Source organism: Vibrio inusitatus, from assembly GCA_024346935.1.
Lineage (GTDB): Bacteria > Pseudomonadota > Gammaproteobacteria > Enterobacterales > Vibrionaceae > Vibrio > Vibrio inusitatus.
The window spans coordinates 801,369-814,725 of sequence record AP024879.1; the positions used below are offsets into that span (position 1 = coordinate 801,369).

The window sequence follows — 13,357 nt, forward strand, 5'->3', positions numbered from 1 at the left end:
TGCTATTAACATAGCTTAGTGACATTTGTGGCTTTATGTAATTTATTCATCCCGTATATGAAAAATAGTTGTATGCTTCATTATTTTTCTTCTCTATACGCCAATTCTCTCTTCAAATTACTAAGATTTATCCAATTGCCAACTTAGAATTATTCAATCGCCAATAAAACAGATATATTTTGCGGTATTGCACCAATGAATGAGACAAGTGAAGAGCTACTGTGGTAAAGGGGCTATTCACTGTAGACAACGGTAAGAGAGCTTCGTTTCCCTTTGCCTTTTAAGTAAGTTGATAGTTGAAATATATACGCGTTAAATACAAAAAATTCCGATAGGTTCGCAGAACCTATCGGAATTTTGGTAGTACTATTTTTTCAATTCAATTACAGCGAGTACACATAGTAGATCTGTGATTTCATTCGAAGAATAATGCCTCGAATTACATCTAAAAATGAAAGAAAATGATGTGGTTTTTCTCCCGATACCCACGCTAAGCCCACCGCGCCAACTGGAATGTCGTATCCCTCTGGTTCATTCAGCTTTAGGCGTACAAAGTGGAATTTATTTTTCACATTTTTCCCCGTTGTTTCTGAAACAGAAGCCTCTCGTCCCATGCTACTCGCTTGAGCTTCACCGGTAGCTTCCACAATACCTTGCACCTCAGCGGAGAACACTTTGCCCGGATAAACAGGAGAAGCAAACTCAGCCCTTTGACCTGGTTTCACATTACGAATCGCCTGATGATTAACTCGCATCAACACATATTTTTCATCCGTGTACATCTGCATACGGGAAAGAATGCCCACATACTGCCCTTCTCGAAGAATAAAGTTAGTCACAAAACCATCGGTTGGGGCGTGTACTCTAGTCTCTTTTAAGTTCCACTCGGCTTCAGCTAATTTCTCCTTGGCTCTTTGTAAATTTGCACCAGCACTTATTAAATTAAGCTTAGATTTCTCGACATTCACTTTGGCACGAGATACCTCAACTTCACTGCGTGATATTTGGCTTTGGATAGACGCTATCTTATTTTTAGCCAATACAACAATGGTGCCTTGCTCATCTAAGAGACTCTCAGTTACCGAATACTTTGCTTTGGCGTTCTGCCTTTCGTAACGGCTCAATGTTGTTCTTTCTAACTTGTATTGTTTCCTAGCAGAAGCCAGCTCAACCTTCACGATATCTAGATTAATCAAGCTAGTGTTATAGTCAGTTTCAGAAAGATGTATGTCTTCGTTCGCTAAGCTGTAGGCCGCTTCAGCTGCTTTCAATTCAGTCTCCGATTTATTGCGAGCAATTTCGTAAATTTCAGAATCCAATTCAAAAATAAGGTCACCCTTCTTCACTCTAGAATTGGGCTCAATATGAATCGTCTTCACTTTACCTTTAATTCCAGTATTACCCGGTCTTAATTGTATGTGTGGCGCTTGAACAACCGACCCGCCAGACAAGTCCATTGGCGTATAATTGATTAAACCAATCCACACAAAGCCCAACCACAAACCACCGCCTATATACGCAAATGCCTTAAAAGGTTTTGCCCATGGCACACCAAGGAGGCGAAGTATGTAGATGAATAACGCCCAAATCGCTAAACCTTCTAACATGACGATTCTCCTTTATCTGTTGATAAATCGTTGGCTTTGTCCAAAGACCCATGACGCCAAATATCGCGCACACGAACGATGGCTGTCTCTAAATCCAAGAAGGCTGCAATAATCGCAAGCACCCAAACCCAATGCCAAATAAAGCCAATCCAGGTAAGCACCGTGATTAGGCCTATCTGATGATGCCCACTGCTATGAGCTTTATGGATGGGTAATTCATGTAGCTTCCAAAAAGCCACACACACCGCAACTAAAGTGCCAACAAGAACGACAGCGGCAACGACATGCAAGGCTGTATCTGCATTACTTCCGACAAACGGGAGGCTGACTAAACTCATAATGACCCCTTAAATTTCCAAGACATATTCTGCTTATGGAGGCCTAAGATAAAAGCGCTAAACACCGGCTAAGTAGGATGTCCATAAAGGTATATCTAAACTATAAGATGGTGTGAGTTACTTAAGTACTCGAAGAATTACTAGCGGAATTTACGGAATTTACGAGGGAGTGCCCATGTATTTACGGGCAGTATTATGAGTGAAAACTGGGAAGGTTTTTTAACAATGATGAAGTGTGTATTTAACCGCTAAAAACCCGTCATCCCGGAATGCATTAACTGGCTTTAATACTTCCTAAAGTCCAAACGTTTATTAGAATAACGAAGAGACACAATGCGTAATGTGCCCCTTCGTGAATCTCTGTTACTGCGTTTGAGTTTGGGTAGCTTCCTGACCTTGCTCGCTTTCTGGCTCAGGGTCTATCTCCCAGTTACCACCTAGTGCTTTATGAAGACTCACTAACACCTGAGAAGTTTGTAGGTTTGCTGATACTTGGGCATCTCTAACCAACTTTTGTTGGCGTTGAGCATCCAGTACCGAGATGTAATCTACCAATCCTGCTCTGTACAAAGAGTCAGCCTTAGCTACTGCATTGTCGGCTTCAACCAAAGTATCTGCGACATAGGACTCAGCCTCTTGGCTACTACCGTAAGTATAAAGTAAAGTTTCGACCTCACTGATTGCGGTATTCACTGTTTGCTCATAGCCGAGTGCAGCTGCGTTAAAACGCGACTCTTGCAAATCAATTTGAGCGTCAGTACGTCCACCATCAAACACTGTCCAACTTGCACCAACACTGGCTACCCAAGCCGCAGAGTCACTGCTGAACAAGTCACTAAAATCACCCGCAAGCAGGCCAGGAGAACCTGTTAGATAAAATCGAGGGTACTTGTTCGCCACAGCAGCACCAACATCGGCATTAATCGCAACCATCTCTTTCTCAGCGATACGAATATCAGGGCGACTTTGCAGTACATCAGATGCCAAGCCAATAGGTACTGTACCTTTAAAGTCAGGAACCATACCTTGTTTTGCCAATAGCTCGTCCATTTCAGCCGAGTTTTTGCCTAGAAGAATCGCTAAACGCTGTTTATGCACATTTTTAGCAATATCAAGCTGAGGCAATATTGCCTTGGTTGCAGAAAGAGCGGCTTTTGCCTGGGCTAAATCAAGATCAGACCCATAGCCATTTCTTACCAAACTCTCTACCAGTTTTAACGTCTCTCTTTGAGACTCTTGAGTCTCTATTGCAATTTGTTTACGCTCTTGCGCGCCTCGGAACTGGAAGTAGTTATGGATTACGTCAGAGGTAATCAATGTCACCATACCCTCACGCATGATTTCCACTTGCTCCGCACGTGCCTGGGCTGATTGCGCTTGATACTCTAATCGATTGAATACATCGACTTCCCAAGAAATATTCGCACTCAAAGTAGTAAAGTCATAGCTACTATCCAGCACGCTATCTTGCCCAATAGCTTGGTTGATTTGGCCAAGACCGCCAGGGGTAACTAACGGGCCAACCAAAGGATCATTCTCACTAAATCCGTACGACGTGGCGCCCATGTTGACAGTAATTGTTGGTACTTTAAACGACTCTACAGCACGTTGGTACGCCTGAGCCGATTTCACTCGCTGCGCAGCAATTTGTAGCGATATATTTTCATTCTGCGCAATGTTTACCAACTCATCTAAAGTCTCATCTTCAAACTGAGCCCACCAGCCAGCCTTCACTTTTTCATCACTTGCCGCAGTACCCTCTACATCTTCCACTAAGAAAGCACTACCAACAGTATCTTGAGGTGCTTCGTACTCTGGGCCTACAGCACATCCAGCAAGAAGCATACTTAATAGAATCGGGGTTAATTTTCTTGATTTCATGCTGTTATTCCTCGACAACTTTTGCTGATTCAATTGACTGCTCTTGCTTTTCTTCATTCTGATAGAAGACTTTATATAGCGCTGGCATAACAAATAGTGACAGTAGAGTCGCTGCAGCTAATCCACCAATAACCGTTGCTGCCATTTGGTCGAACAACAAATCTGTCATCAGTGGCACCATACCCAACATTGTTGTCAAAGCACCCATGCTGATAGCCATAGTACGGTTCATCGTTGCCGATTTGATTGCGTCTGACAATGTAGCGCCCTCTTTACGTTCTAGCTCAATCTGGTCCATCAACACGATGCCGTTTTTGATGATCATACCTGACAAACAGATTGCGCCGATTAGAGCCATAAAGCCGAATGCTTTGTCAGCAATCAATAACATCGCAACTACACCTGTTGCAGCTAGTGGCACGGTTCCGAAGATAATAATCGGTTGTTTAAAGCCGTTGAACATTCCCACCATAATGATGACCATCACAACCATCGCTAGAGGTAAGTTCGACAATGTATCAACAATTGATTTGTTCTCATCGTAGTATTCACCACCCCACTCAAGTGTGTAACCTGGCGGTAGTTCAATCGCTTCAATTTCATCAAGGCTGTACTGTCTAGCTAAAGCAACGGTCGTTCCTACTACACCTGCTTGAGTGGTAATCGTTGGCAAACGGTTACGACGCCAAATCATTGAATCTTCAGTAGTAAACTCAAAGCCATCCACTAACTGACCTAGTGGGACGTTATGTACACCCAGTAATGATTGAACTGGAATCGCATTTAGGTCCCCTATCGTTGCTCCCATACCACGAACTCGAATCGGAATAATCTCGTCTTCATGCTTCATCAAACCAACAGGGAAGCCTTCTGAAGTTCGTTTCAATGCGATGGCGATGTCAGTACGGTTAATACCGGCACGGCGCATTTTCTCTTCATTGATTACAGGCTTAAGAACCTTGCTTTCTTGTCTCCAGTTATTGCGTATATACGTTGCATAAGGGTTTTGATTTAGAATTTCCTCTGCTTGATGCGACAGATCTTTCAATATCACTGGGTCTGGACCACTAAAGCGAGCTTCGATACTAAACTTATCTTTTGTTGCTAGCTTCAAAGTACGGAAACGAGGTTCAGCATTCGCAAAGTTCTCTTTTAGCCAAGCATCTCCGCGCTCTTGCAATATCGCGATTGATTGGAAGTCTTTAGTGTTAATCAAGAACTGGCCATAACTTGCATCATACGGTTCTGGTTCTACTGTTACCGAGAAACGAGGTGCACTAGCGCCAACAAAGCTCGATAGGTTTTCTACTTCAGGTTGCTCTAATAACCACTCTTCGATGCGTTTCATATCCGCATTGGTTTGCTCGATTTGAGAACCATTCGGTAGCCAATAATCTAAGAACACAATTGCGCGATCCGATGCTGGCATGAAAATGACGGTAATCTTAGGGATTAACAGTACCGTTAGCACTAATGCAGGTACGATTGCCGATAGACCTTTCCATGGGTTATCTACCATCCAACTTACTGCTGAACGATATACCGCTACGAACTTCGATTCTTTTGCGTTTGGATCTTGTGGTACAGGTTTAATCCAAATCCAACAGAACAAGACAGTCACCGTTACTGCAACCAACCATGACAACAATAGAGAAGACATCATTATCTGTGGCAAACTTAACGCAAATTCAGAAGCGTCCGAGTTTGCAGTTAATACTGGCAAGGTACCCATCATTGCAATGACAGTCGCACCTAACAGTGGCATTGACGTTTCTTTTACAGAGTCAATAGCAGCTTTAGTTCGATCAATACCTTTATTGACCTTAACAACAAATAAATCAGTAATCACAATGGCGTTATCTACGAGCATACCGAGTGCTAATATGAAGCTACCTAGCGATACACGTTGCAAATCGACGCCTGCGATATTCATGTATACAAGCGTACATAAGATGGTAATCAGAAGACTCGAACCAACGATAATTGCACTCTTCACACCCATGAACAGCCAAAGAATAACAACAACAATCAACACACTTTCTAAAAGGTTGGTAACGAAATTATTTATTGATTTTTTTACTTCTTCCGGTTGGAAGGCAATATCATGAATCTCTACACCAACAGGCAACTCTGCCTGGTAGTCATTCAACACTTTTCTTAAGCTATCACCTAAGTTAACAACGTTGATACCACCGACAGGACTCACAGCCAGAACAACAGCGTCTTTACCATCAAAGCGAGTCATACTCAAAGGCGTTTCATTGTAGCCCAAAGAAATATCAGTCACGTCTCCCAGACGGACCAAGCCTGTAGACAGGTCGCCTACCCCACCTCTGATCATCAAGTTAGCAACATCGTCTACCGAAGTAAATTCACTGCTTTGCGCTATACGAACTCGCTCGATACCTGCTTTAAAACGGCCTGCATCATAAATCGCATTTTGGCTGTTCAGCTGTGCAATAACCTGAGCCGCTGACATGTTGTAGTTAGCTAAACGCTCCTCTGGAAGGTCGATATTTACAACTTGTTCTTGAACACCGTGAAGTTCTATTTTCTTGATGCCTGAAACGGTTTTTAATCGACGTTGTAGCTCTTGCGCATAGTCTTTTAGGTCGGCCATATCGACACCATCACCCGATAGCGCAAACAACATACCGTATACTTCAGAGAATTCGTCTTGAACCACACTGACTTGAGCGGTAGCTGGCAACATGAGTTTCACATCCGCCACTTTGCGGCGCAATAGATCCCATTGTTGCGGCAGTTCGCTCGAAACCAGTTCTTCGCTAAGGTCTACAAAGATCATCGACGAACCTGGGCGAGAAAGAGAGCGAAGTCTTAACAAACTGCCCATTTCTTGTAGTTTGGTTTCTACTTTGTCAGTAACTTGTTCTTCAACTTCTTTTGCTGAAGCACCAGGGTAAAGTGTTACAACCACAGCACTTTTTACCGTAAAAGTAGGGTCTTCAAGCTTACCAACTTCAAAATAAGAGACGATTCCGGCAACGATCAATAGTGTGGTGAAAAAAAGTACGAACGTTCGTTGTCGAATAGCAAATTCTGCGATATTCATGTTGATACCCTCTATTTAGCCGTCACATCAATGAGTTTACCAACTGCATCATTGTCTTCGAGATAGTTAACACCTGCAGCAATGAGGTAGTCTCTGTCAGACAAATCCCCAATGACACAAGCCGTCGATGCTTGCAGATGATCAACCTTTACTTGCTTTTCAATCGCATGACCATCTTCAACAACCATCAAAGAGTATTCGCCCTCAACACCTTTAAGAGCGGTATAAGGTACACAATAAGAATTTGCTGCATTTTCTAGATCTACCGTTACCGCAATCGCTTTACCTGGTAGCTCATCGATGTTTCTTTCATCAAGCGAAAGGCTAACCGTATACGTTTGCTTAATTAGGTGAGGCACAGTACCCACTTCTTTTACTGTCGCACTGATTATTCTTTCTGAACCAAACCAAGTCACTTCAGCAGGCTGACCACTGTTTATCTTCGATATCAAAGTCTCTGGAACGTTGATTACCGCTTCTAGCGTTGACGGTTTATGTACATTGAATACCGGAACACCCGGCAACACTTGCTCAAACTGTTCTAAATATTGCTCACCTACTACACCATCAAACGGTGCTAATAGCGTGGTATAACGTATTGCATCTTCCGCTTTCTTGATATTTTGATTAACCACTTTTACCGCAGCTCTAGCACGTTGGTAGCCACTGCGCGCTCTATCGAGATTGATACTGGCAATTGCATTCTCGGATGTTGCTTGTTTCACTCGTTTCAATTCAATTGAAGCCAAGTTGAAAGTAGATTGAGCTTCTGCCAAGCGAGCTTGAAGCTCCAAAAGCACAACGTTGTAATCATGGTCATCTAGCTTAGCTAATTTTTGTCCTTTAGTTACTTCATCTCCAGGCGACACAAACACGTCCTGAATCAGCCCTGGAACACGAAAAGAAACATTTGCTTGAGAAGCAGATTCTAAACGACCAGGAAAGTGCTGAAGGTGACTTTCGTTCACACTACCTAACTGAATGACATTGACAGGACGGGCAGATTTGTCGGCAACTGACGTTTCAACTTCAGAGCATCCGATTACTGATGAAAGGGCAAATGCGATAGTTGATATCTGTACAACTTGGTTAAACTTCATGACTCTCTCCTAACCTTAAATTAGTACTGTGAACGCCAAACTTATCGTAGAGATGTTCAGCGTAGGCGGCGTAACCATTTTTTTCTGTAAGTCTCATAGTTTAAAAAGACTATGTGTTTCGCAACCTGTGACTTAACTATAAGTAAGGAGCCCTTAAGTAAGTACTAGATAAATTACTAGTCAGTAATAGAAAGATTCCTAGTATCAACAGATCATTTTGTACGTGATTTTCAACGAAATGATTGAATATCAATCATTGTAACGATAAACACGTCAGATATTTTCGACACACTCGTTAACATATCGAACAACAATAATCTAACGGCGACCTAACAACAGTAGCACTCTCCACCACACAATGAGGTATTAATTGTTGAATTTGCTGAATTAAAGTAAGCCAAGAAGGCGCAGAACAAACGTCAATTCTAATCTAGAGCCATACGTCAAAGGGTATATGAGATAGTGTCAAAACATATCATCAAGCGATAAGAAAACGTTCAGCGTTCCTTTTATCTAGCAGCAGAGTTATTGAATTTTTACCTAGGAAGCTAATTGGAAATAGCATGAAAGATAGTGAAATGAAAAATGGGCCTAAAAGGCCCAAATGAGTCGCGCTAAAAGGTTATGTAAGCAAAATTAGTTGAACTGGTGGCGATATCCTAGGGTAAATGCAATGTCCGTACTGTTATCCATATTGAACATATTTTCTGTGGCATAAAACTCTATCGCAGAGCTTTTCATGATAAATCGATACCCTAGTACAGACTCGTGTGAAGCATCCGACAGGTCTGATGAATCATCAATACGTCCTCCAAGGTAGCGATATTCAGCATATAAATGATGTTGTTCATTTAGAGCATATCGGTAACCTGCAGCCCCAGAAAAAATAACTTCTTTGCTAGGCAAGCCCACTAGGTCATCACTTCCGGAATGGAAAGTAACGCCAGCCATGGTATATATCGCATGAGATTTGTTGTGGTAGCTGTAGTTAAGCTGCAGGGCTTGTTCAAAAGTATTGCCCTCAAAAGGACCACTACCGACATTATTATAATAAAGTGTGCCACCCACTGAAGCAGCATGATTGCCTTGTTGATAAAGTTGATAACCTAAATACGCTGAAACAGCATTAGCTAGCGTTTCTCCTTCAAAGTCTGTCTCAGCAACGTTGTATTCTTCCATCATTTGGTAGTTTCGGTTTCGAGAAACCTCTTCACGACCATTTTGCTCTAGACCGGTTGCATCGTGAAACGCTTTAGTGAGCCCATCTAAGTGATTATCGGCAGAGAAGCTCCAGCGATAAGTTAAATCCATCAGCCAACGGTCAGCAATTTGCCATTTGCCCCCTAATTCGACTTGGTTGTGATAGTAATCAAGAGTGTAATCTTCAGTATCTGCCCAAACACTGGCTGCAGTAAATGAACCATAGACTTCTTTTACTCCATCATAAGCCGATGCGGATCTTAATATTGGAGTAAGAACGGTTGATTGAACAGGAGATTGAGCGTAGGCACGTAGAGGACCATATTTGTCCAGATCTGCACTTGCTTTTGCCGATGCTACTAATGTGAATGAAGCTAGGATTAGACTCGAAGTTAAACTTAACATATTCATAACTATCAACCTTTATTATTTATAGAAGACCCTTTTTCTTCTCAGAATTACTAACAGTTCTTTCAATCAGTAATTAAGCTAAGCGGCCTTACTTATTTAATTTGATAGTATTATGGTGACTACTGCAGATTTTAAGTACTCGAAAATACACTAGCAATAAGAAAGAAAAACACTAATAAAAATAACATAACTACTAGCACCAAAAATAAACTTTATATTTCCTGGTAAATTTACCAGTTATTAGCCGTGAATTTCCTAAACACTGAACTCTAGCTATCGCCTAAAAATTAAAACCATTATGATATTTTGAAAATAAAATCAGGTCAGTTGATTACGAGGTGAAGCATGGAAACGTATAAAAGTCATTTTGTTAAAGAGTTGAGTACATTGCAGTCTTACCAAGATTCAGATCTTTTACGGGAGGTTTTGCAGAGTATAAAGCGCACTATAGAGGCGTGGGAACTTGATCGGGCTTCATTCTACCTAGATTCACAACTACATATAGAAAGCTGTGACTTTCTATCCGCTGAGCGAGGTAATAATATGGAATCCGCTGTGGATAATCATATTAACGCTTCATTTAAAGACTATTTATCACTAGTGGTAAGAAGTGAGCAATATAGGATATTTAGCCAGAGTGAAATGGAAATCAGTATTAACTCGACGTTAAGAACATTAGAAAAAGAAGGAGTGCAATGGCATATTATCATGCCTATTAAGGTCATTGATAGGCATAATGCTTATCTTAGTGTGAGCCGTTTTAATACTGAGCCATTTAATGATGAACTTATACAGTACTTAGATCTTATTGCTAGTGTCTGGCTCATGATGCTTGAATATTCAAAGAAGAATATTTTCAAAAAAAATGCACATCAAAATACCAGCAACATACATTTAGATGTTCTTACTGCACGTCAAATAGAAATATTAAGAATGATAAGCCGTGGTATGTCTTCAAAAGACATCTCATCCGAACTGAATCTAAGCGTGCGTACAATAGAGTCTCATCGCTATAGAATATCTAGTACCCTATGTTTGGATAAAACGGACTCACTTGCACTTTTTGCACATAGAAACAATAGGTTGATTAACCCTCTCTATTGATACCATTAGGACTAGGGTCTATGACTGCCCTAGTCAGTGGGACTGTATATTGCTCTCTCTAGCCTTGCGAAGTTATGTTAGCGAACAATGTTCAAATTGTTCGCTAACCGAAGGCATGAACAGGGTTAGACTAAGCCATTCTTTATGGCAAAAGGGACCAGTTCACTGGCATTTTTTAACTTAAGAACTTCAACCATTTTATATTTGTGAAATTCTACCGTTCGGCTTGATACGTTCAATATATTGGCAATTTCTTTTGCTGAATGACTTTCAGTAAGCAATTGCAAAACCTGCCGTTGCCGGCCGGTCAATACTGACATAGGATCTTCTGAAAAATCGTTCTTGTTTTTATAAGCATCCATAATATCGGCGGCTAGTGTAGGCGTAATATACGTTTTTCCTGCTAAAACCGATTTTATTGCGATTAGAAGCTCTTCGGGAGCGGCATGCTTTAATAAGTAACCATGAACGCCGACATCCAATGCCTTGAGCGCATATTTTATCTCTGGGTGCATAGTCAGTAGGATAATTTTTGTCTCGGTATCCGTAGACAGAATCTTCTCCGCTGCATTAATGCCATTCATTAGTGGCATTGAGATATCTGAAACTATCACATCAGGCTTTAGCTGCCTCGCTTTTTGAATTAAGGTGTTTCCATCTTCAACAATACCAACCACTTCGTAGCTCTCTTTGAGAAGGTTTTTGATGCCTTCTGCCACCATCACATGGTCATCTGCAAGTAGCACGGTTGTCTTGTTCATTTATCGCTTCCTTTTAATTCAAATACAAACTTGATAGGTGTTCTCCTAAAATTGCAAAACTAATGCTCAACAACCTATGAAATATCAACAATATTATAACCTTACCATGTGACATCCTCGCTCGTTTACCGATTGAGCCCAAGAACGTCCCTGATTGTTAGTGCCATTTTTCACTAACATACTGTCTTTAGGAACTAAGTATCAGTCTAAGGCTAAATATCTTCGTCGGTGAAAAGTCATTGTTTGATACGATCACGCAATTACTCTCTTTTGCGCTGTTAAACGATGTTGCTTTAAACTACCTAGAGTCAACACTAAGTAGATTTCATACCCCACCAGTTTAGTACAAGTAATCGTCTTAGATGGGACGACTAACTGATACTCATTGATTTTGTGTTCCGCTATTACCAATAGAACTGATAACCTCACGAATCTTTTCTTCGTCAAATGGCTTAACCAAGCTAGCTGCAAATCCAAGGTCGTGTGACTTCTCGCTAGTTAGGTCTTGACCACCCGCTGTCATTGCAACAACTGGGACACCTAGCCCTACCTCTTGGATTGTCCTTAAAAGTTCATATCCATTCATAACGGGCATGTTTATGTCAGTTAAAACTAGATCATAAAAATTAGCCTGATTGATAAGAGCCATCGCTTCTTCGCCATTGAGTGCAGTACTCACAACGAAGCCCATGTTTTCAAATTGACTTTGCACGACAGCCAACATTATTTCGTTGTCCTCTACCACTAAGACTTGGCGTATAATGCTAGCTCTATGCCCATCTGCGACTTCCTTTAAAGCATCACGTTCTTCATCATGATCAGAATAAAGAAGAGCAATATCCCTTAGTTTCGGTTCAACACTTAAAAATATCTCCACGAGCTCTGGATCAAATTGTGAGCCAGACCCTTCTCTTATGGTCTTAACGGCTTCTGCATGCTGAACTGGGTGGCTATAAGCTCGTTTACTGATAAGCGCATCATATACATCTGCTATAGCAACAATTCGTCCTGATAAGGGGATTGAACCCTCTTTTAGGCCTAAGGGATACCCTGTTCCATCCCACCTTTCATGATGGGTAGCCACCATCTCCTTAGCTAGCTTAATGAACGGTTCGTCATCAAGCGAAGACTCGAACTCTTCAAGTATTTGTTGACCAACATTGGTGTGTTGCTGAACTCTTTCAAACTCTGCGTCGTTTAACTGCTTGGAGGACAGCACGATATCATCACGAATTGCCATCATACCGATGTCATAGAGCGGAGCGGAACAATATAGCTGCTCAATCAGAGATTCATTTAATTCTGTGTGTTTTTCTGAGGAAGCTAATAGTGACTGGGCGATTCTCTTTACATAAAGTTGAGTTCGCTTGATATGGTTCCCAGATTTTGAGCGTCGGTAATCCACCAACTTTCCTATTGTTTCTATTAGAGCCGCTTGCGTCTTGTTCGCGGTTTCTAGAGTTGTGTTTTTCGATGCAGTCCTGAACTCAATCAAATCAAGGCAGTTTTTCACTCGTGCTTTAGCTAGGTTTGGTATCAATGGTTTAACCAAATAGTCCATAGCTCCCAATTCAATTCCTGCGAAATCGCTCGGTTGGGCAGCATCAGGCATAACAAAAAGAATCGGAATCTCACTGGTTTCACTATTTTCCTTTAGTCTTCTGCATACTTCGTACCCATCAATTTCAGGCATATCAACGTCAAGTAATATAATATCTGGCTGCGGGTGCTTATTCGCAAGGGATATTGCTCGCTCGCCATTAGTCGCAGCAATGACCATGTAGTCTTGTTTAAGCAATCCCATCATCGCATCTATATCATCAATTGAATCATCAACAACGAGAACTCTGAACTTCTTTTTGTTATCCATAACCTACTTCTC

The 13,357-nt window shown here is 41.5% G+C and carries 9 protein-coding genes; 1 reads left to right on the forward strand and 8 read right to left on the reverse strand.

The features are described 5' to 3' along the window. Positions 1–383 precede the first annotated feature (383 nt). The 6 genes from OCU48_RS16680 to OCU48_RS16705 form a co-directional block, all read right to left on the reverse strand. Positions 384–1,607, reverse strand: a complete 1,224-nt coding sequence (locus OCU48_RS16680) for an HlyD family secretion protein (RefSeq protein WP_141345127.1) — start codon at positions 1,605–1,607, stop codon at positions 384–386. Continuing rightward, positions 1,601–1,945, reverse strand: a complete 345-nt coding sequence (locus OCU48_RS16685) for an MFS transporter (RefSeq protein ID WP_141345126.1) — start codon at positions 1,943–1,945, stop codon at positions 1,601–1,603. Before OCU48_RS16685 ends, OCU48_RS16680 begins: the two co-directional genes overlap by 7 nt. Positions 1,946–2,308: 363 nt before the next feature. After that, on the reverse strand, positions 2,309–3,826 hold the full coding sequence (locus OCU48_RS16690) for an efflux transporter outer membrane subunit (RefSeq protein ID WP_141345125.1): 1,518 nt from the start codon (positions 3,824–3,826) through the stop codon (positions 2,309–2,311). 4 nt (positions 3,827–3,830) lie between these two features. Continuing rightward, positions 3,831–6,899, reverse strand: a complete 3,069-nt coding sequence (locus tag OCU48_RS16695; protein WP_141345124.1) for an efflux RND transporter permease subunit — start codon at positions 6,897–6,899, stop codon at positions 3,831–3,833. Positions 6,900–6,910: 11 nt separating this feature from the next. After that, positions 6,911–7,999, reverse strand: a complete 1,089-nt coding sequence (locus OCU48_RS16700) for an efflux RND transporter periplasmic adaptor subunit (RefSeq protein ID WP_141345123.1) — start codon at positions 7,997–7,999, stop codon at positions 6,911–6,913. 636 nt (positions 8,000–8,635) lie between these two features. Next, the gene (locus tag OCU48_RS16705; RefSeq protein ID WP_141345184.1) at positions 8,636–9,604 is read right to left on the reverse strand and encodes a DUF3187 family protein; all 969 of its coding nucleotides are present in this window, start codon (positions 9,602–9,604) and stop codon (positions 8,636–8,638) included. Positions 9,605–9,955: 351 nt separating this feature from the next. Between OCU48_RS16705 and OCU48_RS16710 the strand changes: the two genes are divergently transcribed. Further along, on the forward strand, positions 9,956–10,714 hold the full coding sequence (locus OCU48_RS16710) for a response regulator transcription factor (protein ID WP_141345122.1): 759 nt from the start codon (positions 9,956–9,958) through the stop codon (positions 10,712–10,714). Between the two features lie 125 nt (positions 10,715–10,839). Here OCU48_RS16710 and OCU48_RS16715 read toward each other — a convergent pair whose 3' ends face one another. Continuing rightward, complete coding sequence (locus tag OCU48_RS16715) at positions 10,840–11,475, reverse strand: response regulator (RefSeq protein ID WP_141345121.1); 636 nt, start codon at positions 11,473–11,475, stop codon at positions 10,840–10,842. A 382-nt stretch (positions 11,476–11,857) separates the two neighbouring features. Next, positions 11,858–13,345 (reverse strand): response regulator, encoded by a 1,488-nt coding sequence (locus OCU48_RS16720; protein ID WP_141345120.1) that lies wholly within the window; start codon positions 13,343–13,345, stop codon positions 11,858–11,860. Positions 13,346–13,357: the final 12 nt, after the last annotated feature.